Source organism: Pedococcus sp. P1_H8, from assembly GCF_056405175.1.
Genome location: NZ_JBFUCP010000004.1, coordinates 305,247 through 325,862 on the forward strand (window position 1 = coordinate 305,247; position 20,616 = coordinate 325,862).

The 20,616-nt window shown below is 69.0% G+C and carries 22 protein-coding genes; 6 read left to right on the forward strand and 16 right to left on the reverse strand.

Annotated features, from left to right (window positions below; translation table 11 throughout):
• Positions 1-3: 3 nt before the first annotated feature.
• Positions 4-447 carry a 50S ribosomal protein L13 gene (rplM, locus tag AC1DYG_RS06845; protein ID WP_140743592.1) on the reverse strand — a complete coding sequence of 148 codons (444 nt, stop codon included), beginning with the start codon at positions 445-447 and terminating at the stop codon, positions 4-6.
• 267 nt (positions 448-714) lie between these two features.
• Between rplM and AC1DYG_RS06850 the strand changes: the two genes are divergently transcribed.
• Genes AC1DYG_RS06850 through AC1DYG_RS06860 form a run of 3 tightly spaced genes read left to right on the forward strand, consistent with a single transcriptional unit; the run spans position 715 to position 3,364 of the window.
• Positions 715-1,326, forward strand: coding sequence for a winged helix-turn-helix domain-containing protein (locus AC1DYG_RS06850; RefSeq protein ID WP_477639133.1), 612 nt, complete (start codon positions 715-717; stop codon positions 1,324-1,326).
• On the forward strand, positions 1,323-2,669 hold the full coding sequence (locus tag AC1DYG_RS06855; protein WP_477639134.1) for an MFS transporter: 1,347 nt from the start codon (positions 1,323-1,325) through the stop codon (positions 2,667-2,669). The genes AC1DYG_RS06850 and AC1DYG_RS06855 overlap by 4 nt, the downstream gene beginning before the upstream one ends.
• 35 nt (positions 2,670-2,704) lie before the next feature.
• Positions 2,705-3,364 (forward strand): LmeA family phospholipid-binding protein, encoded by a 660-nt coding sequence (locus AC1DYG_RS06860; protein WP_477639135.1) that lies wholly within the window; start codon positions 2,705-2,707, stop codon positions 3,362-3,364.
• A gap of 4 nt (positions 3,365-3,368) precedes the next feature.
• Here the strand turns inward: AC1DYG_RS06860 and AC1DYG_RS06865 are convergent, their stop codons facing one another.
• Both AC1DYG_RS06865 and AC1DYG_RS06870 read right to left on the reverse strand, forming a co-directional pair.
• Entirely contained in the window at positions 3,369-6,461 is a 3,093-nt protein-coding gene (locus tag AC1DYG_RS06865) for a pullulanase X25 domain-containing protein (protein ID WP_477639136.1), read from the reverse strand.
• A gap of 111 nt (positions 6,462-6,572) precedes the next feature.
• Positions 6,573-8,255 (reverse strand): ABC-F family ATP-binding cassette domain-containing protein, encoded by a 1,683-nt coding sequence (locus AC1DYG_RS06870; protein ID WP_477639137.1) that lies wholly within the window; start codon positions 8,253-8,255, stop codon positions 6,573-6,575.
• 188 nt (positions 8,256-8,443) lie between these two features.
• Here AC1DYG_RS06870 and AC1DYG_RS06875 point away from each other — a divergent pair, with 188 nt between their 5' ends.
• Complete coding sequence (locus AC1DYG_RS06875; protein WP_477639138.1) at positions 8,444-9,316, forward strand: hypothetical protein; 873 nt, start codon at positions 8,444-8,446, stop codon at positions 9,314-9,316.
• Positions 9,317-9,333: 17 nt separating this feature from the next.
• On the opposite strand, the gene AC1DYG_RS06880 is transcribed toward AC1DYG_RS06875, so the two are convergent.
• The gene (locus AC1DYG_RS06880; RefSeq protein ID WP_477639139.1) at positions 9,334-9,984 is read right to left on the reverse strand and encodes a TetR/AcrR family transcriptional regulator; all 651 of its coding nucleotides are present in this window, start codon (positions 9,982-9,984) and stop codon (positions 9,334-9,336) included.
• Positions 9,985-10,045: 61 nt separating this feature from the next.
• On the opposite strand from AC1DYG_RS06880, the gene AC1DYG_RS06885 reads away from it, so the two are divergent.
• Complete coding sequence (locus AC1DYG_RS06885) at positions 10,046-10,624, forward strand: cupin domain-containing protein (RefSeq protein WP_477639140.1); 579 nt, start codon at positions 10,046-10,048, stop codon at positions 10,622-10,624.
• A gap of 108 nt (positions 10,625-10,732) precedes the next feature.
• On the opposite strand, the gene AC1DYG_RS06890 is transcribed toward AC1DYG_RS06885, so the two are convergent.
• On the reverse strand, positions 10,733-11,602 hold the full coding sequence (locus tag AC1DYG_RS06890) for a tRNA pseudouridine synthase A (RefSeq protein ID WP_477639141.1): 870 nt from the start codon (positions 11,600-11,602) through the stop codon (positions 10,733-10,735).
• Between the two features lie 65 nt (positions 11,603-11,667).
• Here AC1DYG_RS06890 and AC1DYG_RS06895 point away from each other — a divergent pair, with 65 nt between their 5' ends.
• A complete protein-coding gene (locus tag AC1DYG_RS06895; RefSeq protein WP_477639142.1) occupies positions 11,668-12,876 on the forward strand; it encodes an MFS transporter in 1,209 nt (402 codons plus the stop codon).
• A gap of 177 nt (positions 12,877-13,053) precedes the next feature.
• Here AC1DYG_RS06895 and rplQ read toward each other — a convergent pair whose 3' ends face one another.
• The 11 genes from rplQ to rplO all read right to left on the reverse strand — a co-directional run bounded on the left by rplQ (position 13,054) and on the right by rplO (position 20,615).
• Positions 13,054-13,776, reverse strand: a complete 723-nt coding sequence (rplQ, locus tag AC1DYG_RS06900) for a 50S ribosomal protein L17, sunset domain variant (RefSeq protein WP_477639143.1) — start codon at positions 13,774-13,776, stop codon at positions 13,054-13,056.
• 65 nt (positions 13,777-13,841) lie between these two features.
• The gene (locus tag AC1DYG_RS06905) at positions 13,842-14,876 is read right to left on the reverse strand and encodes a DNA-directed RNA polymerase subunit alpha (protein ID WP_477639144.1); all 1,035 of its coding nucleotides are present in this window, start codon (positions 14,874-14,876) and stop codon (positions 13,842-13,844) included.
• 145 nt (positions 14,877-15,021) lie between these two features.
• Positions 15,022-15,630: a 30S ribosomal protein S4 gene (rpsD, locus tag AC1DYG_RS06910; protein WP_477613498.1), complete on the reverse strand. Its 609-nt coding sequence runs from the start codon at positions 15,628-15,630 to the stop codon at positions 15,022-15,024.
• A 35-nt stretch (positions 15,631-15,665) separates the two neighbouring features.
• Positions 15,666-16,070 carry a 30S ribosomal protein S11 gene (gene rpsK, locus AC1DYG_RS06915; RefSeq protein WP_057378146.1) on the reverse strand — a complete coding sequence of 135 codons (405 nt, stop codon included), beginning with the start codon at positions 16,068-16,070 and terminating at the stop codon, positions 15,666-15,668.
• Positions 16,070-16,447 carry a 30S ribosomal protein S13 gene (gene rpsM, locus AC1DYG_RS06920; protein WP_477613499.1) on the reverse strand — a complete coding sequence of 126 codons (378 nt, stop codon included), beginning with the start codon at positions 16,445-16,447 and terminating at the stop codon, positions 16,070-16,072. The genes rpsK and rpsM overlap by 1 nt, the downstream gene beginning before the upstream one ends.
• Positions 16,448-16,684: 237 nt before the next feature.
• Entirely contained in the window at positions 16,685-16,798 is a 114-nt protein-coding gene (gene rpmJ, locus AC1DYG_RS06925) for a 50S ribosomal protein L36 (RefSeq protein WP_010148647.1), read from the reverse strand.
• A gap of 80 nt (positions 16,799-16,878) precedes the next feature.
• Entirely contained in the window at positions 16,879-17,100 is a 222-nt protein-coding gene (gene infA, locus AC1DYG_RS06930) for a translation initiation factor IF-1 (RefSeq protein WP_006946284.1), read from the reverse strand.
• 138 nt (positions 17,101-17,238) lie between these two features.
• Positions 17,239-18,081: a type I methionyl aminopeptidase gene (map, locus tag AC1DYG_RS06935; protein WP_477639145.1), complete on the reverse strand. Its 843-nt coding sequence runs from the start codon at positions 18,079-18,081 to the stop codon at positions 17,239-17,241.
• The gene (locus AC1DYG_RS06940; RefSeq protein WP_477639146.1) at positions 18,081-18,656 is read right to left on the reverse strand and encodes an adenylate kinase; all 576 of its coding nucleotides are present in this window, start codon (positions 18,654-18,656) and stop codon (positions 18,081-18,083) included. Before AC1DYG_RS06940 ends, map begins: the two co-directional genes overlap by 1 nt.
• Positions 18,656-19,969 (reverse strand): preprotein translocase subunit SecY, encoded by a 1,314-nt coding sequence (secY, locus tag AC1DYG_RS06945; protein WP_477639147.1) that lies wholly within the window; start codon positions 19,967-19,969, stop codon positions 18,656-18,658. Before secY ends, AC1DYG_RS06940 begins: the two co-directional genes overlap by 1 nt.
• A 160-nt stretch (positions 19,970-20,129) precedes the next feature.
• Complete coding sequence (gene rplO, locus AC1DYG_RS06950) at positions 20,130-20,615, reverse strand: 50S ribosomal protein L15 (RefSeq protein ID WP_477639148.1); 486 nt, start codon at positions 20,613-20,615, stop codon at positions 20,130-20,132.
• Position 20,616: the final 1 nt, after the last annotated feature.

Here is a 20,616-nt window from a genome sequence, read left to right on the forward strand (position 1 = left end):
TCCTTACTGGGAGACCTGGGTGATCTCGAACGGGACGGGCTTCTGGGCGCTGTGCGGGTGCTCGGAGCCGGCGTAGACCTTGAGGTGGGTCAGCTGCTCACGACCGAGCGTGGTGTGCGGGAGCATGCCGCGGACGGCCTTCTCCACGGCCTTGGCCGGGCTCTTGGCGAGCAGCTCGGTGTAGGAGGTGCTCTTGAGGCCGCCCGGGAAACCGGAGTGGCGGTAGGCCTTCTTCTGCTCGAGCTTGGCGCCGGTGAGGGCGACCTTCTCGGCGTTGATGATGATGACGAAGTCGCCACCGTCAACGTGCGGGGCGAACGTGGTCTTGTGCTTGCCGCGCAGGAGGATCGCGGTCTGGCTCGCCAGGCGACCCAGGACGATGTCCGTGGCGTCGATGACGTGCCAGGTGCGAGTGACCTCGGCCGGCTTGGGGGTGAAGGTGCGCAAGGTAATGGCCCTTTACTGCTGGTGAAGTGATGACGATGGACTCGTATGCCGTGTGCGCCCGAGGCGCGCGTTCCGTGACCGGACCGCTGGGTGAGCGCCTGTCGAGGGCGCACGGCACAACAGTGGTCAATGTTACGGGCAAGAGGGACGTGCCCCCAAATCGCCTCTGACAGCCCCGCAAATGGCCTCTGACCTGCGGCGATGCCCGTGCACATTTCTCATGCACAATACTTGTGCAAACGAACTGTGCAAAGGTATTGTGCACGCATGGCTCCTTCGACCACACAGATCGGCGACCTGACCGGGCTGCGCCTCGACGCCGCCGCCCTCAAGGTCCTGGCCCACCCGCTGCGCTCGCGGCTGCTCAGCGCGCTGCGGGTCGACGGCCCGGCGACCGCCACCGCCCTGGCCGCCAGGCTCTCGACCAACTCCGGGGCGACCTCCTACCACCTGCGCAAGCTCGAGTCGGTGGGCCTGGTCTCGGACAACGGTGAGGGTGAGGGCAAGCGCCGGCTCTGGCAGGCGGCCACCGACTTCCACACGTGGGAGGCCAGCGACTTCGCCGGCGACGAGGACTCCGAGACGGCGCTCAACTGGCTGGTCCGCGACTACGCCCGCCACTTCTCCGAGAAGTTCGAGCAGTGGCTCGACGTGCAGGAGACCTGGCCGGTGGAGTGGCGCGACGCCGCCGGCATGAGCGACAACTTCGTGGTCGCCACCCCCGAGCAGGTCGAGCAGCTCAAGGCCGAGCTCGACGAGCTCCTCCTGAGGTACCGACGGGTCGGGCAGGGCAACCCTAAGGCGCGCCGCCTGGCCGTCTACTACGCGGCATACCCACTCGACCTCGACCGAGCCCCAACCGGCAAGGACGTGTCATGACCACCCTCTCCCCCACTGCTGCCAAGCGGGTCTTCCTCATCCTCAGCATGACCCGGTGGCTCCCGGTCGGCTTCGTCGTCGGCCTCTTCACCCTCGTGGCCCGCGAGCGCGGCCTGACCATCCAGCAGATCACGCTCTACATGACCGCGCAGGGGATCATGGTCTTCCTGCTCGAGCTGCCGACCAGCGGCTTCGCCGACGCGCTCGGCCGGCGTCCGCTGCTGCTCGTCGCCGGCGTGGTCAACATCGGCGCCGGACTGGCATTCCTCTTCGCGCAGTCGTTCTGGCAGTTCGCCCTGTCCGCCGGTCTGATGGGGGTCTATCGGGCGCTCGACTCCGGCCCCCTCGAGGCCTGGTACGTCGACACGGTGCACGAGCGGGAGCCGGGCGCCGACGTCCACCGCGCCATGTCGGCGCAGGGCGTGCTGGTCGGCCTCGGCATGGGTGGTGGCGCCCTGGTGTCCGGTGGCCTCGTGGCCTGGCACCCGTTCCGCGACTCGAGCGCCCTCCTGCTGCCGATCCAGGTGTTCGTGGCGTTGTGCGTCGTGCACCTGATCGCGACCATCGTGCTGCTGCGTGAGACCCCGCGCACTGACAGCCGGCTGCGCGCCAGGCTGACCGACTCCGTCCGCGAGACCCCGGTGGTGGTGCGCGACGGGCTCCGCCTGGTGACCCGCAACCGGGTGCTGGCAGGGCTGGTGCTCGTCGAGCTCTTCTGGGTCATCGGGATGATGGCCTACGAGACGCTGATGCCCCTGCGGCTGTCCGACCTGCTCGGCTCCGAGGCGAGGGCCGGCGCCTGGATGGGCCCGGCGGCGGCAGGGGGCTGGGCGCTGTTCTCGGTCGGGTCGTGGCTGGGCGGGCGTGCCGCCGACCGCTTCGGGCTGGTGCAGGCGGCCGTGCTCGGTCGGGTGCTCAACGGCCTCGGCGTCGTGGCGATGGGCCTGGTCCTCGGTCCGGCCGCCCTCATCGCGGCCTACCTCGTGACCTACTCGCTGCACGGGGCTGCCAGTCCCGCCTACATGGGCCTGATGCACCGCGAGGCGAGTGCCAAGAACCGCGCGACGATCCTGTCCCTGGGCTCCTTGGTCATGCAGGCGGGTGGCGCTGTGGCGGGTCCGCTGCTGGGTCTGTTGGCTGCGCACACGTCGATCGCGACCGCCATGGTCGTCGCCGGGGCCATCAGCACCCTGGGCTTCGTCTGCTTCCTCCCGGCCTGGCGCCGGGGGCGCAGCCAGTCGGTCGAGGACCTCGAGGTGGAGGAGCGCGAGGTGGAGGAGCGCGACGTGGACGAGCTCGAGGTGGACCAGCTCGAGGTCGGGGACGCCGCGACCACCCAGTGAGCCGGCATGGTCGGCAGCACGGGAGAGGATGGGGCATGCGCAGGTTCCTCCTCGGCCTCCTCACCGGACTGCTGGCCGCCGTCCTCCTCCTCGGGGCAGGGGTCGCCGCCCTCGCGCTGTCCGTCCCCCAGGACGAGCCACCACCGAGCGCTCCGCCAGTGGCGATCCCCGGCGCACCCTCGCGGATCGCGCGCGGCCAGACCTGGCTGTCGACGGTCGCCCTCGACAGCGCCGCCGTCCTCACGGCTGACGGCCCGCTCACCGACGTGCGCGCCACCGGACGCGAGGTGAGCCTCACCGAGGCGGGCCTGACCGCCGGCAGCCTGACCATCGACGCCGTCCTCCCGTTCGCGTCCGCCGGAGCGCAGGTGGGTGACGGGGTGGTGCTGTATGCCGCGGGGTCGGGCCGCGCGGGCCTGCGCAGGACCGTGACGCTCCTGGGTCGCGACGTGCCGGTGGTGGCCACGGGCACGGTGCGCGCCGAGGACGGCCTGCTCGTGATCGAGCCCGAGACGGTGGACCTCGGCGGCCCGTCCCTGCTCAACACCGCGGCCTCCGCCGCGGTGCGGCAGCTCGTGACCGTCCGTCAGCGGGTCGAGGGCCTGCCCCAGGGCATGCGCCTGACCAGCGTCGAGGTGGTCAACGGGGGGTTCCGCGTGCACCTCGAAGGCCGTCGCATCGCGCTGGTCAGCTAGCTCCTCACTCGCTGGTCACCGTCGTGAGGTGCGACACCGAGTCGAAGCTGAAGGTCGTCGTCGCGCCGGCAGCAGGGACGGTCAGCGCGATGTTGGCCGGGCCACCGCCGTCGCCGTAGCTCTCGGTGAACGACAGCCCGTAGGCCACCTTGAACTCGTAGTCGCCGGCAGGGATCTGGGTCGTCGACCAGGTGAAGACGCCGTCCCCGTCCTTGTCCTGCAGCCACGGTCGCATGCAGGCGGGCTGCCAGTCACCGGAACACCCGAGCTCGGACTGGAAGGTGCCGGGCGCCGTGACGATCAGCCCCTGCTCGTCGGAGGTCGCCCAGTGGGTCGTCGGGTCGTAGTAGAAGGTCACGGTGCCGTCGTCCGTGTCGTAGGAGATGTTCGCACCATCGCGAATCCCCTTGTCGCCGTAGTTCTCCGTCCAGCTGCCGTTGAGGGCGGCCTTGTAGGAGTAGGACCCTGCCGGGAGGGTGAAGGCCTTCTTCCAGATGCCGTCGTTGCCGTCGAACGCCAGCATGGCCTGGGTGCACGCAGGCATCCAGTCCTCCGAGCAACCCATCTCGGAGTTGGGCGTGCCGGCCACCGTGACGCTGGTCGGCTGGGTGGCGGGCCGGTCACCGTTGTCGATCACCGGCTGGGGCGGGTTGGCGACGACTGCCCAGGTGGAGTCGGCAGCGACCCGGCCAGCGGCGTCCTTGGTGACGGCGCGGTACTCGAGGTAGGTGTCGACCGGGAAGCCCGAGACGTCGTGGAACACGCGGAACGGCGCGTTGTCGTCGGTGCCCAGGGTCGCCCAGGTCGACGTCCCGACCGGCCGGTAGAGGAAGGTCGTCTGGGCGAAGGTGCTGGCCTGGACCTTCGCCGTGATCTCGGCGCGGCCGTAGATGCCGTGGCCGCCGTCGGCGCCCACGACCTCCGTCTGGACGGTCGGGGCCGCGCCGGAGGTGGCGATGGCCTTGTTGGCCCGCCACACGCTCACCGTGAGCGGCGGGACGGTGACGGTGACCGACCCGTCGGCCTTGGGCTTCGTCGTGGTGTCGGTGCCGAACACCGGGGTGAACACGACGCCGTTGCCCCTGCTCCACGTGGGGAACGTGGCCGTGGCGGCCTTGGTGTCGTTGTTGGCCGCGACGACGTACTCGACCTTCTGGCCGGCGTGGACACGGGACACCGCGAAAACGCCGGCGCCGTCGGCGGCATACCTGGCGATCTGGGCACCGTCGGCGAGGGCAGGGTGCTTGGCCCGAACCTGGGAGAGCGCCGCGAGGTGCTGGTAGATCGGGTTGGTGGTGCCGTACCGGTCCATCGAGCCGTCAGGGCCGCCGAGAACTGTCTCGTTGTTGTAGAGGGCGACCTTGCTCGCGAACATGTCCTCGCGCGCCGCCTGGTCGCCACCGGTGCTCACGAAGCCCTGCTCGTCGCCGTAGTAGGTGACGGGGTTGCCCCGCGTCGTGAACATGAGCGAGTCCGCGAACTGCACGCGCTTGAGGTGCTCGGCCTCGGTGGGCGCAGAGTCCTTGAGGAACATCGCGACGCGGCCCATGTCGTGGTTCCCGAGGAAGGTCGGCAGCTGGTAGGCGTTGCTGTCGGCGTCGGTGTACCAGTCGTCCTTGGCGAAGAAGTCGGCCAAGGTCTTGGCGGGCCTACCCTTGGCGAAGTCGACGCCCTGCTGCTGGAACCCGAAGTCGAGGGTGGCTTGGAGCTTGCCAGCCGTCGTGTACTCCGACATCACCGCAGGGTTGCCGTCGAAGACCTCGCCGAAGGCGAAGAAGTCCTGCTTCCCTGCCTGCTTGGCATGGCCGAGGATGTCGGGGATGAACTTCTGCCAGAACTCGAGGTTCACGTGCTTGACGGTGTCGATGCGGAATCCGTCGATGCCGAAGTCGACCCACTTGTTGTAGATGTCCCCCATGCCCTTGACGACCTCGGGGCGCTCGGTGAACAGGTCGTCCAGACCCGAGAAGTCGCCGTAGGTCGAGGACTCGCCGGCAAAGGTCGAGTCACCGCGGTTGTGGTACATCAAGGGGTTGTTGAGCCACGACGGGACCTTGGCGGTGTCGCCACCCGGGTGGAAGAAGGGCACGTACGGGAAAGACGTCGCCGGGTTCATCTCCGGGAACGCCTTGTCGATGTAGGCACGGTCGTCGAAGGTCGCGCCAGAGGCGTCCTTGTAGGGGAACCTGCCCTTGGACCGGTAGGTGTACTTGGCACCCTCGTAGTCGATGACGTCGGCCGTGTGGTTCGTGATGATGTCGAAGAAGACCTTCATGCCCTTGGCGTGGGCCGCGGCGATCAGCGACGTCATGTCGGCGTTGGTGCCGAGGTGCGGGTCGATCTGCGTGAAGTCGGTGACCCAGTAGCCGTGGTACCCGGCGCTCTCCTGCCCCGGGCCACCCTGCACCGCCTTGTTCTTGAAGCTCGGCGTCAGCCAGATCGCAGTGGTGCCAAGGCCTTTGATGTAGTCGAGCTTGCTCTCGACGCCCTTGAGGTCGCCACCGTGGTAGAAGCCCTTGGCGGTCGGGTCCAGACCCGTCGTCAGGGGTCCGCCCGTCAACCCGCCGGCGTCGTTGGCCGTGGACGCGTTGGCGAACCGGTCGGCCATGACGAAGTAGAAGCGCTCACGGGTCAGCGACGAGCGCAGCGAGCTCTTCGCGTATGCCGCGTCGGCGGCCGTCGTTCCCCCGGCCAGGTCCGCAGGTGCGAAGGAGACCAGGTGGCTCGTGTCGTCGTAGCTGAACGCCACCCGCATCGGGCTCAGCAGCTTGAGCGAGAAGTTCGCTCCGTCCGGCTTGCCGTCCACCCCGTAGTTCACGGTCCACGAGTTGTTGATGGCGACCTTGAAGGCCCACGTCCCGGCGGGCACGGTGAAGGTGCTGGCATAGGTGGCGGTGGTGCCGACCCGGGTGAGCTTCGAGCTGTCGCACGGGGGCGACCAGTCCTCGGCGCAGCCCAGCTCGGTCTGCAGGTCCCCGACGAGGGTGACGGTCTCGGTCGCTGGCACCGCCACCGCGGGTGACCCCGACACCACCCCCGAACCGATCGCGAGGGCTGCTCCCAGCAGCACGGCATACAGTCGACGTGGACCTGGCATGGCTGCTCCTCCGAGGTCGCGGCGCGACTCCATCGGCGCGCTGCGGTGTCTCGCACGCTAGCTGCGAAAACCTTTACACGCATCCCCACGGTGACGTTCCGTGGCGGTCGCTCAGCGGGCGCGGGCCACCCGCCCCTCGTCCCAGACCGGTTCGTCCGATTCGTAGACCCTGCCGTCGGCGCCGAACACGAGGAACCGGTCGAAGCCACGGGCGAACCACCGGTCGTGGGTGACGGCGATGACGGTCCCCTCGAAGGCCTCGAGCCCCTCCTCGAGGGCTTCGGCGGAGTGCAGGTCGAGGTTGTCGGTCGGCTCGTCGAGCAGCAGGCAGGTCGCCCCGGACAGCTCGAGCAGCAGGATCTGGAACCTCGCCTGCTGGCCGCCCGAGAGGGAGTCGAAGGTCTGCTCGCTGGCCCGCGCCAGGCCATAGCGGTCGAGGACCCGAGCCGCCTCCTCGCGGGGACGTCCCGTGCGGTGCTCGTCGCCGCGGTGCAGGATCTCCAGCAGGGTCCGGCCGACCAGCGCCGGCTGCTCGTGGGTCTGGGCGAACCAGCCGGGCCGCACGCGCGAGCCGAGCCGCAGCCGCCCAGTGTGGGTCACGGGCACGGGCTGGATGTCACCCACGGGGCGGTGCTCGGCGTCGGGGTCGCTGCCGCCGCAGGCGACCAGGCGCAGGAAGTGCGACTTGCCCGAGCCGTTGCTGCCCAGGACCGCGACGCGTTCGCCGAACCAGATCTCGAGGTCGAACGGCTTCATCAGGCCGCTGAGCTCGAGCTGCTCGGCGATGACCGCGCGCTTGGCGGTGCGGCCGCCCTTGAGCCGCATGCGCACGTTCTGTCGCGGCGGCACCGCCTCCGGTGGGCCGGCCTCCTCGAACCGCCGCAGCCGCGTCTCCGCAGCCTGCAGCTTGGGGGCCATGTCGGAGTTGTACGCCGCCTTCTGGCGGTACATGATCACCAGCGCCTTGAGCTTGGCCTGCTCCTCGTCCCAGCGGCGACGCAGCTCCTCCAGGCGGGAGTTCCGGTCCTCCCGGGCCTGCTGGTACGTAGCGAACCTGCCAGGGTGCACCCACAGCGTCGACCCCGCGCCGCCGGGCTCGAGGGTCGCGACCCGCGTGGCCACCCGGTTGAGCAGCTCGCGGTCGTGACTGACGAACAGCACCGTCTTGGGAGAGGCGATCAGCTGGTCCTCCAGCCACCGCTTGGCCGGCACGTCGAGGTAGTTGTCCGGCTCGTCGAGAAGCAGCACCTCCTCGGGGCCGCGCAGCAGCGCCTCGAGGACGACCCGCTTCTGCTCCCCACCCGACAAGGTGGTGACCTTGCGCCACTGGGCCTTGTCGAACGGCATACCCAGGGCCGCCACGGTGCAGACGTCCCACAGCGTCTCGTAGTCGTAGCCACCCACGTCGCCCCACGTGACCAACGCCTGCGCGTAGGCCATCTGGTCGGCCTCGCTGTCGCGCTCCATCATCAACAGCTCGGTGCGGTCGATCTCGGCGGCCGAACGTCGCAGCGGTTCCGGCGCCACCGACAGCAGCAGGTCGCGCACCGTCGAGTCGTCGCGCACCGACCCCACGAACTGGCGCATCACCCCCAGCCCGCCGGAGCGGGTCACCGCACCCTCGTGGGCGACCAGGTCCCCGGCGATGATCCGACCGAGCGTCGTCTTGCCGGTGCCGTTCGGACCGATGAGCGCGACCTTGGCACCCTCCCCCACCCGCAGCGAGACGTCGCTGAGCAGCGGCCTGCCGTCGGGCAGGGTGAAGTTCACGGTGTTGATGTCGAGGTGTCCCACGGGTCAAGGGTGCTCTACCCGACCCCCGCGCGTCACCTCAGTTGTCTGGCCGGGCGAACCGGGACAAAGGGACTAGACGACCTTAAAGGCTTGGCCAAGTTGGTCAGGGGCACTGCGCCGGCCCCCCGATGATGGCGAGGTCGTCGAAAGGACAACCCGTGCCCCGCCCCGCCTCTCCCCTTCGCCTCATGGCTATGGTCGCCCTCGTGGCGATCGTCGGTGCCGTCGGTGTGACGGTGGCAGGTCAGGCGACGGCCTCCTCGCAGGCCGCGGTGGACCGCTCGGACCGCCCCGCCGCGGCCAGGGCCATGTGGGTCTGGGACACCTCCGACCCGCAGGCGGTCGTCAGCCTCGCGACGGCCAGAGGCATCGGCCAGCTGTATGCCGCCGTGCCCCCGCACGTGGACAGCTCACCAAAGCTCGCCGAGCTCCAGCAGCTCGTCGCCCTGGCCGACGCTGTTGGGCTGCGGGTCGACGCCCTCGGAGGCGACCCCGGCTGGATCGACAACCCCGCGTGGGTGGTCACCAACTGGCTCCAGCCGACGCTCGCCACCGGGCTGTTCACCGGGGTCCACGTCGACATCGAGCCCTATACGACCTCCGCCTGGACCAAGAACCGCAAGGCGGTCATCAAGAAGTACCTCACCACCCTCGACACGCTCCGCACGGCCGCGGCATCGACACCGATCGAGGCGGACCTCCCGTTCTGGTTCGACGAGATCGCCGCGAACGGCTCGACGCTGGACCGCGAGATCATGCGCCGCACCGATGCCGTCACCGTGATGGCCTACCGCAACAACGCCGCAGGGCCCGATGGCACGATCGCCCTCGCCTCGGCCGAGGTGGCGGCGGGTGCCCAGCTGGGCCGCCCGGTGCGGATCGGTCAGGAGACCAACTTCCTGGGCGCCGACCCCACCGAGGCGAAGCAGACCTTCGCCGGGATGACCCGGACCCAGATGGAGGTCCAGCTGGCAGCCGTCACGGCGGCCTTCTCGACCTCGCCCGCCTTCGCCGGCCTGGCCATCCACGACTCGCGCGGCTACGCCTCCCTGGCTCCCTGAGCCCCCGCCGCGAGAGATCAGGCGCCGTCGGTGAGCAACATCCGACACCAAAGGTCCGCGAGATGGGCGGCATACCGCTGCGCCGACCAGCCTCGCGAGTCCAGCAGCAGCCAGTACTCCGGTCCGTTGGTCGACCAGACGATGTCGGCGACCTCGCGGTCGGTGAGATCGACCCTCAGGTGCCCGGTGGACCGGAGGTCAGCGGCGAAGAGCAGCATGTTCGCCGCCCTGCGCTCGACGAGCCGGGCCCACGCCTGCGCGCACTCCTCGTCATCGTCCCCCGCGCGTCGCAGGGCCTCGATGAGCGGCGCGGTCCGCGGTATCAGCACACCGAGCGACGCGGCATACACGGCGATCTTGGCCCGGCCCGACGAGGCAGCCCGCACCGCGCGGACGTAGTCGCGCTGCTCGGCCGGGATCGGCTCGTCCGAGGAACCCAGCACCATGTCGATGACGGCCACCATCAGCTCGGGCTTGCGGCCGACGCTGGCGTACACGGTGTCGACCGACACCCCTGCCCGCGTGGCGATCTCCGCGACCGTGGTGGCGGCATACCCGTTGTCCGACAACAGGTCTCGCGCCGCCGCCAGGACCTCGCGGCGGGTGCGGGCAGCCCGCTCAGCGCGGACGGGCGAGGTGTAGCGCCGAGGCTTGACGGTGTCGCTCATTGGGCTTACCTTACCAATATTCGCCCGAATCTGTTTCGGATGAATATTTGGGAGGAACCCCATGACCGACTCCATGACCGACAAGCCGCAGACCGACGGGTCGCCGACCGCCACTACCCCCCAGCTCGACGACGGGGCGACACCACCGCGCGGGGCGGTCTTCCGGGCAGGGGGAACGGCGCGCGGCACGTGGGCGATGGGCTCGCTGTTCGAGCACCTGCTGACGGCGGAGGAGTCCGGGGGCACGCTGGGGGTGGCACTGGTGACCCAGCCGCCGGGCATCGCGACACCCTTGCACCGCCACCACCGTGAGGCGGAGGCCTTCTTCCTCCTCGAGGGCGCAATGACCTACCGCGCAGGGGACCAGGTCTTCCACCTGACCGAGGGCGACTTCATCTGGTTGCCGCCGATGCTCCCCCACGCCTTCCGTGTCACCGGCGACAGGCCGGTGCGCTTCCTCGGCCTGGCCGACCCGGGACACCTCTTCGGGCTCTACGACGAGGTGGGGATGCCCGCCGGCGAGCGCCGCCTGCCTGGCGCTGACGGGCGGCCCATGGCGGAGGAGATCCCGCGCTGGAACGCCGTCGGACCCACGTACGGGCTCGAGGTGGTCGGGCCACCCCTGCCCGAGGGGTCCTAGCCCTGTGTGCGCCTAACTTCTGCTAGCAGACTTTCCCTCGCTCAGCGCATGTCGCAACCTCTGCTGGGCGAGCCAACGTCTGCTAGCAGACTTTAGGGGTCGAGCGGGTCAGCCCAGGGTTCGCCTGACCCGCGACTCCTTGGCCCGGACAGCCAGCCCTTCGTCGTCGGGATAGACGACCTCCTCGAGCGAGAGCCCGTGGGGCGGCATCACCACGACCGCGGCGTCGCGTACCGCGGCACGCATCACCTCCGCGGGCCACTCGATCCCCTTGCGCCCCTCGCCCACCGGCACGACCGCGCCGACGAGCGAGCGCACCATCGAGTGGCAGAACGCGTCAGCCACCACCGTCGCCTCGAGCGTGCCGTCGTCGGCGCGCCGCCAGGCGTAGTCGAGCAGCGTCCGCACGGTCGTCGCGCCTTCGCGCTTCTTGCAGAACGCCCCGAAGTCGTTCAGCCCCAACAGTTTCTGCGCGGCCGCGTGCATGGCATCGACGTCGAGTGAGCGCCTGGAGACCACGGTGTCGCGGCGACGGAGCGGGTCCACCAGCTCCGGTCGGTCGGCCAGACGGTAGAGATACCGGCGCTGCAGCGCCGCGAAGCGTGCCTCGAAACCGTCAGCTGCGACGGTCACTGCCCGCATGCCGAGGTCAGCAGGGAGTATGCCGCGCAGCCGAGTCAGCGCCGCCTCCTCGGGTGTGCGCGTGGACCGCCCGGGCAAGAGCGCCCAGGCGGCGGGGTCCGGGTCGAGGTGAGCCACCTGCCCGCGCGCATGGACACCGGCGTCGGTGCGCCCTGCCACGGTGAGCCGCACGGGCTCCTCGGCCCGCAGGAGGGTGGTCAGGGCAGTGGACAGCACCCCCTCGACGGTCCGCAGTCCGGGCTGGGCCGCCCACCCGGAGAAGTCCGTGCCGTCGTAGCCGAAGTCGAGCCGGATCCGCAGGGGCACCGTTGGTCGCTCCCCCTGCTCCTCGTCCATGCGGCAAGCCTAGCCACGCGTGGGGGTTGACCCCCGCCAGACCCGACGTCTGCCAGAGTGGCCGCGTGAGGAGTGCCACCGCCCCGACGCCGACCACCGCCGCGCTGTCCCGACACCGCGCAGCCGTCGCCGCCGCATTCGCCGTGCAGGGCCTGCTGTTCATCTCCCTGACGACCCGGCTGCCGAGGTTCCAGACCATCTGGGACCTGTCCGAGCTGTTCGTCTCCGGCCTGCTGCTCATGGTGGTGCTGCTCGCCGGCGCCGGGTCGGCCCTCGCGGAGCTGGCCGCCACCCGGCTGGGCAGCGCCAGCACGCTGCGGGCCGGGTTCGCCCTGCAGGCCCTGGGCCTGGGCGCTGTCGCCGTGGCGCCCCAGCGACCCGTCTTCGTCGCAGGACTGGCGGTCTACGGCCTGGGCCTGGGTGTCGTCGACGCCGCCTCCAACATGCAGGCGGTGGCCGTGGAGCACCGCTACGGGCGCACCATCCTGCCGTCCTTCCACGGCGCCTGGACCGCGGGTGGGATCGTCGCGACGGTCGTCACGATCGCCGTGACCCGGCTGGGACTGGCCGTCGGCCTGTTGCCGCTGTGCGTCATCGCCCTCGGGCTGCTCGTGGCACCCCTGCTGCCCCCGAGTGCCGACGCCCCCGCCACCGCGCCGGACATGACGGACCGGGCCGCACTGGACGTGCCCTGGCGCAAGATCGCCCTGCTCGGTGCCGCGATGGTTCTCTTCTACATGGTCGACACGGCGGCGACCACGTGGGGGCCGGTCTTCCTCAAGTCGGTCCACGAGGCTCCCGACTGGCTGCTCCCCCTGGCGACCCTCCCCTACCTCGTGGCGAGCCTGGCCACCAGGCTCGCCGGCGACACCGCCGTGGCCAGGGTCGGGGCGGTGCCACTGCTGCGGATCGGCGCACTCGTCGCCTGCGCGGCCCTGGCCGTCATCGTCTTCTCGCCGTCGTGGCCGGTCGCGGTGCTCGGGTTCACCGTGCTCGGCGGGTCGGTGGCCGTGATCGCTCCGCTGTCCTTCTCCGCGGCGGCCGTCGTGGCCGGTGGCGGGCTCGACCCCGAGGCGCGCCGGGCCCGGGTGGACGCAGTCATCGCCCGGTTCAACCAGTTCAACTACGTCGGCGGTCTCCTCGGGGCGGTTCTCACCGGCGTGGTCGGCTCGGACTCGCTGCGACCGGGCTTCGCCGTCCCCATGGTCCTCATCCTGGCGATCCTCCCGCTCGCCGGCGCCTTCCGCGCCGAGCCGGCCGCGCGGCATACCTGAGGGGTCAGCGGCGTCGCGGAAGCGGCCCACGTGTTGCCACCTGCGCGTCACCAGACCCCCGCAACCGCCCGTCCGTGACCATGAGGTGGCAACACGTGGCTGACCGTCCTGACAACGCGGCGGGCCGCCCACCCCCGAGGGAGTGGACGGCCCGTGCGTGCTGCGGCGCTGCCTGGGTCAGGCGCCGGCCTTGGTGAAGCCAGCGGCCTCGGCGTCGGCAGCAGACTTGAACCAGAACTCGGCCACCGTCTGGTCGAACCACTGGCCGTCGGCCTCGTGGTACTTGCCCGAGTCGGCGTTGCCCTTGACCGTGTAGGCCTCGTCGGGCGAGGAGCCGTCCTCGTTGGCTGCGAGGGCGCCCTCGGGCACCTCGGTGGCAGCGGGGGCCTCGGCCTCGACCAGGGTCGCAGCCTCGGTGCTCTCCTCGGCCTTGGCGTCGTCCTCGGCGGCCTTGGTCTGCGCCGCGGCCTCCTTGGCCTCAGCCTGCTTGGCGGAGCGCTTGGTGGCCGCCTCCGCCTCCTTGACGGTCGCCTTCTTGGCCAGCGGCTCGCGGACGAGCTCGATCACGGCCATGGGGGCGTTGTCACCCTTGCGGGCGCCGATCTTGGTGATGCGGGTGTAGCCGCCGGGACGCTCGGCCATGTCGGGCGCGATCTCGGTGAAGAGACGGTGCACGACGCCCTTGTCGGAGATGACCGACAGGACGCGACGACGCGCGTGCAGGTCACCGCGCTTGGCGAACGTCACCAGACGCTCGGCCAGCGGGCGCAGGCGCTTGGCCTTGGCCTCGGTGGTGGTGATCGAGTCGTGCTCGAACAGCGACTGCGCCAGGTTGGCCAGGATCAGTCGCTCGTGGGCCGGACCGCCGCCGAGACGGGGACCCTTGGTGGGGGTAGGCATGGTTCAGGTTCTCCTTGGTGTGCGAGGGGCGGATGGTCTCCCGCCCGCCCCTCAGCGGCGGTTGGTCAGAGCTGCTCGTCTTCGGCCAGCGAACGGCCGTCGTCAGCGAAGTCGTCGTCGTAGTCGCCGTAGTTGTCAGCGATCGCACTCGGGTCGAACCCGGGCGGGCTGTCCTTGAGCGCCAGACCCATGCCGACCAGCTTGGCCTTGACCTCGTCGATCGACTTCGCACCGAAGTTGCGGATGTCGAGCAGGTCGGCCTCGCTGCGACCCACGAGCTCACCCACGGTGTGGATGCCCTCGCGCTTGAGGCAGTTGTAGGACCGCACGGTGAGGTCGAGGTCCTCGATGGGGAGCGCCAGGTCGGCGGCCAGGGCGGCGTCGGTCGGCGACGGGCCCATGTCGATGCCCTCGGCCTCGACGTTGAGCTCACGGGCCAGGCCGAACAGCTCGACCAGGGTCTTGCCGGCCGAAGCCATGGCGTCACGCGGGGCCATCGAGTTCTTGGTCTCGACGTCGACGATGAGCTTGTCGAAGTCGGTGCGCTGCTCGACGCGGGTGGCCTCGACCTTGTAGGTCACGGTCAGCACGGGCGAGTAGATGGAGTCGACCGGGATGCGGCCGATCTCCTGGTCACCGGACTTGTTCTGGTTGGCCGAGACGTAGCCGCGACCGCGCTCGACGGTCAGCTCCATCTCGATCTTGCCCTTGCCGTTGAGCGTGGCGATGTGCAGGTCGGGGTTGTGCACCTCGACGCCGGCCGGCGGCGCGATGTCCGCGGCGGTGACGGCGCCGGCACCCTGCTTGCGCAGGTACATGACGACCGGCTCGTCGTGCTCCGAGGAGACGACCAGACCCTTGATGTTGAGGATGATCTCGGTGACGTCTTCCTTGACCCCGGGGATCGTGGAGAACTCGTGCAGCACACCGTCGATGCGGATGCTGGTCACGGCTGCGCCGGGGATGCTCGACAGGAGCGTGCGGCGCATGGAGTTGCCGAGCGTGTAGCCGAAGCCGGGCTCGAGGGGCTCGATGACGAAGCGGCTGCGGTTGTCTGCAACCACGTCTTCGCTGAGGGATGGGCGCTGTGCAATGAGCACGGGTGTTTCCTTTCTCGTCGGCGACCGCTATATGACGCCGAGAATGTGGACCGGTTGTCCCGGTCCGCCGTGCCCACCTCTGTCTGCGGACACGACCACAGGCGAGGTATGCCGCGTGGTCACCCACGCGGCATACCTCATGCCGTCAGTTCTTCGAGTAGAGCTCGACGATCAGCTGCTCGGTGAGGATCGTGTCGATCTGCGCACGCTCCGGGAGCTGGTGGATCATGATCTGCAGCGTGCCCGGGACGACCTGGAGCCAGGCCGGGGTGGGGCGCTCACCGAACGTCTGGCGAGCCAGCTCGATCGGGAAGGTGTTCACGGACTGCTTGCGAACGGTGATGATGTCGTACTGCTCGACGCGGTAGGACGGAACGTCCACGCGCACGCCGTTGACCTCGAAGTGGCCGTGCGTGACGAGCTGACGAGCCGCACGACGGGTGCGGGCCAGGCCGGCGCGGTAGACCACGTTGTCCAGGCGGGACTCGAGGATCTGCAGCAGGGTCTCACCGGTCTTACCGGAACGCCGTGAGGCCTCCTTGTAGTAACCGCGGAACTGCTTCTCCATGACGCCGTAGGTGAAGCGGGCCTTCTGCTTCTCCTGCAGCTGGGTGAGGTACTCCTTCTCCTGCATCCGGCGACGGCCGTGCTGGCCGGGCGGGAAGGGACGGAGCTCGAAGTTCTTGTCGCCGCCGACGAGGTCGACCTTGAGGCGACGCGACTTCTTGGTGATGGGGCCGGTGTAACGAGCCATGAGTTTTCTCTATCTCCCTGTTCTTTACCGACGGCTCAGACGCGGCGGCGCTTGGGCGGGCGGACGCCGTTGTGCGGCGAGGGGGTGACATCGCTGATCGCGCCGACCTCGAGGCCGGTGGCGGTCAGGGAGCGGATGGCCGTCTCACGGCCGGAGCCGGGGCCCTTGACGAAGACATCGACCTTGCGCATGCCGTGCTCCATCGCGCGACGGGCGGCAGCCTCAGCGGCCATCTGCGCAGCGAACGGGGTGGACTTGCGCGAACCCTTGAAGCCGACCTGGCCGGCGGAGGCCCAGGCAATGACGGCGCCGGTGGGGTCCGTGATCGAGATGATGGTGTTGTTGAAGGTGCTCTTGATGTGAGCGTGCCCGTGGGCGATGTTCTTCTTTTCCTTGCGGCGCACCTTCTTGGCGCCGGCAGTGCGAGCCTTGGGAGGCATTACTTACCAACCTTCTTCTTGCCGGCAACGGTGCGCTTCGGGCCCTTGCGGGTGCGCGCGTTGGTCTTGGTGCGCTGTCCACGCACGGGCAGGCCACGGCGGTGGCGGATGCCCTCGTAGGAGCCGATCTCGACCTTGCGGCGGATGTCGGCGGCGATCTCGCGACGGAGGTCACCCTCGATCTTGACGTTCGCCTCGAGGAAGTCACGGAGCTGGACCAGCTCGGTGTCGGTCAGGTCGCGGACGCGGGTGTTCGGGTTGACACCCGTGGCAGCCAGCGCCTGCTGGGAGCGGGTACGACCCACTCCGAAGATGTAGGTGAGAGCGATCTCGACGCGCTTCTCGCGCGGGAGATCAACACCAACAAGACGTGCCATCTTGTGTGTTTCCTTTGTTTCACCGGAGGTCTGGAGCAGTACCGTTCCGGGCTTGGTCCCGAAGCTTTCCTCGGGGCACCGGTCCCCGGCCTCCGGGCCGGGGGTGACGTCCTGGGCTGCGTCGACGACGCTGCTCTCAGGGGCCGGGTACTGCGGTCAATTCACTTGTCTGCGCTTCTCGAAGAGATGCGAGTCGTGCTCGGCGAGGCCCGTTGCCGGGCCCTGCGGTACTTCTGGTCAGCCCTGGCGCTGCTTGTGGCGCAGGTTCTCGCAGATCACCATGACCCGGCCGTGACGGCGGATCACCTTGCACTTGTCGCAGATCTTCTTGACGCTCGGCTGAACCTTCATAGCCTCTGCTTCGCCTCGATCTGGCACTGCCGGTCCGGGCGGACCAGCAGGTCTTGCGGGGGTGTTGCTGGGTGGTGCGTCTAGCGGTAGCGGAAGACGATCCGGCCACGGGTCAGGTCGTACGGGCTGAGCTCCACCACCACACGGTCCTCAGGGAGGATCCGGATGTAGTGCTGACGCATCTTGCCCGAGATGTGAGCGAGAACCTTGTGACCGTTCGTGAGCTCGACCCTGAACATCGCGTTCGGGAGAGCCTCGACGATCGTGCCCTCGATCTCGATGACACCGTCCTTCTTGGCCATATCCTCCACAATCTGCTGTCGTGACACCCCCTGGTGGGGCGCGCACACGAATACGGCGCGCGAGGTCGCGCACCGACAGACAAGTCTACGCCAGGACGCGCTGAGCACGAAATCCGGCTCAGACCCCTCGGTTTCTGGTCAGCTGAGGGGGGCGTATGCCGCGCCGGCGGCTTCCAGCCGCTCCTTGCCACCGTCGAGGGCGGTGAGCACCCACAGCCCGTCGTCGGTGACCGCCACGGTGTTCTCCCAGTGCGCGGCGCGGGAGGAGTCGGTGGTCACGACCGTCCAGTCGTCCTGGAGCACCCGGGTCTCGGCGGACCCGAGCGTGATCATCGGCTCGATCGCCACCGTGACGCCCGCACGCACGGTCGGCCCCTTGTCGCGGACGCGGTAGTTCGGCACCTGCGGGTCCATGTGCATCTCGGTGCCGATGCCGTGGCCGACGTACTCCTCGACGATCCCGTAGTCGTGGCCGTCGCGCTCGCCCGAGGCGACGATGCTGTCCTCGACACCGGCGCCCACGGCATACAACGACTCCCCCACGGCGAGCGCGGCGATGCCGGCCCACATGGAGTCCTCGGTGGCGTCGATGAGCGCGAGGTCCTCGGGGCGCCCGGCGTCACGACCGCCCACGATGACCGAGATGGCGGCGTCACCGTGCCAGCCGTCGACGATGGCGCCGCAGTCGATCGAGATGAGGTCTCCCTCGGCGAGCACCCGCGTCCCGGGGATGCCGTGCACGACCTCGTCGTTGACCGACGTGCAGAGCGAGCCGGTGAAGCCGTGGTAGCCAAGGAACGACGGGGTCGCCCCGCACCCGCGGATGTGCTCCTCGGCGAGCTCGTCGAGCTGTTTGGTCGTCATGCCCGGACGGACCGTCTGGGCCATCAGCTGCAGGGTCTGACCGACCACCAGACCAGCCTTGCGCATGCGCAGGATCTGGTCTGGGGTCTTGGTCTCGATGCGGGACCGGCCGAACATCAGGATCGAGCAACCCCTTCGAGGGCGTCGGAGATACGGGTGAAGACGTCGTCGACCGAACCCATCCCGTCGACCTGCACGAGCAGGCCACGAGCGGCGTAGACGTCGGTCAGCGGAGCGGTCTCGCGACGGTAGATCGCCTGACGCTCGCGGATGACCTCTTCGGTGTCGTCCTCGCGGCCCTCGATCTGGGCCCGCTTGAGCAGCCGCTGGACGACGGCCTCGTCATCGACGGTCAGCTCGAGGACGGCCTCGAGCGCGTGGCCGTGCTCGGCCAGGATCGCGTCGAGGGTCTCGACCTGCGCCGCGGTGCGAGGAAAGCCGTCGAGCAGGAAGCCCTGCTCTGCGTCCTCCTCGAACAGCCGGTCGCGGACGACGGCGTTGGTGATCTCGTCGGTGACGTAGCCACCGGACGCGAGCACCTCCTTGACCTGCAGGCCGAGCGGAGTCTCGTTCTTGATGTTGGCGCGGAAGATGTCACCCGTGGAGATCGCGGGGATGCCGAGGCTCGAGGCGATCTTGGCGGCCTGGGTGCCCTTACCGGCACCGGGAGGCCCGAGGATGATGAGGCGCATCAGCGGAGGAACCCTTCGTAATGGCGCTGCTGCAGCTGCGACTCGATCTGTTTCACCGTCTCAAGGCCGACGCCCACGATGATGAGGATGGAGGTGCCACCGAACGGGAAGTTCTGGTTGGCGCCGACGAGTACGAGTGCGATGAGCGGGACCAGCGAGACGAGGCCGAGGTAGATGGCCCCTGGAACCGTGATGCGGGTGAGCACGTAGTCGAGGTACTCGGCCGTGGGTCGCCCGGCGCGGATACCTGGGATGAAGCCGCCGTAGCGCTTCATGTTGTCGGCCACCTCCACCGGGTTGAACGTGATCGACACGTAAAAGAACGTGAAGAACAGGATCAGCACGATGTAGACGAGCATGTAGATCGGGTGGTCGCCCCGCACGAGGTGCTGGTCGATCCAGGTCACCCACCCGGGCTGGTTGCCCGTGGTCGACCTGTTGAACTGTGCCAGCAATGACGGCAGAGCGAGCAGGGAGGAGGCGAAGATCACGGGGATCACGCCGGCCATGTTGACCTTGAGCGGGATGTAGGTGGACGTGCCGCCGTACATCTGGCGGCCGACCTGGCGCTTGGCGTACTGCACCGGGATGCGCCGCTGGCTCTGCTCGACGAAGACGACGAGCGCGATGATCAGGAAGCCGAGCAGGATGACGCCGATGAAGATGTCCCAGCGGCCGTCCTTCTGCTGGATCGCCCACAGCGAGGACGGGAACGAGCTGGCGATCGAGGTGAAGATCAGCAGCGACATGCCGTTGCCGATGCCCTTGTCGGTGACGAGCTCACCGAGCCACATGACGACGCCGGTGCCGGCGGTCATGGTGAGCACCATGATGACCAGGGTCGGGATCGACTCGTCGGGCAGGATGCTGGTGCAGTTGGGGCCGAACAGCGCCGAGGGGTTCTGGGCGAACGTGATGAGCGTGGAGGACTGCAGGACCGCCAGGCCGATCGTCAGGTAGCGCGTGTACTGCGTCATCTTCGTCTGGCCCTGCTGGCCCTCCTTCTTGAGGGCCTCGAACCGTGGGATGACCACGGTGAGGAGCTGCACGATGATGCTCGCCGTGATGTACGGCATGATCCCGAGCGCGAAGATCGACAGCTGCAGGAGCGCGCCGCCACTGAACAGGTTGGCGAGGCCGAGCACACCGGTGGTCGAGTCGGCACCCTTGATGCAGGCCTGGACGGCCTTGTAGCTCACGCCGGGGACGGGCACGTGCGAGCCCAGCCGGAAGATGACGACGATCGCGAGGGTGAACAGCAGCTTCCTGCGCAGGTCCGGCGTCTTGAACGCACGGGTGAAGGCGGTGAGCACAGGTCCTCCTGGTGACGCGGGCCGATCGGGCCTCGCGGTGATGACGGTCAGGCAATCCTACGAAGGCTACCCCGAGAGTTTGCACGGGACAGCAAACGGGGTATGCCGCGAGCTCACCTTGAGCGGTGAGCCCGCGGCATACCCTGTCGTTCTGGCTTGGTCAGGCGGAGGTGACCGAGCCGCCAGCGGCCTCGATCTTCTCCTTGGCGGCCGCCGAGAACTTGTCAGCGGTCACGTTGACCTTGACAGTGATCTCGCCGGTGCCGAGCACCTTGACCGGGGAGTTGTCGCGGACCGCACCCTTGGCCACGAGGTCGGCGATGGTCACATCGCCACCCTCGGGGAACAGGGCGGACAGCTTGTCCAGGTTCACGACCTGGAACTCCACGCGGAACGGGTTCTTGAAGCCACGCAGCTTGGGGAGACGCATGTGCAGCGGCATGGCGCCACCTTCGAAGCGCTCCGGAACCTGGTAGCGGGCCTTGGTGCCCTTGGTGCCACGACCGGCGGTCTTGCCCTTGGAGCCCTCACCGCGACCCACACGGGTCCTCGCGGTCTTGGCGCCGGGAGCCGGACGCAGGTGGTGCACCTTGAGGGTCGTGCCCTCGGGCGCGGCAGCGGCCTTGGCGGCCTTCTTCTCTGCCATG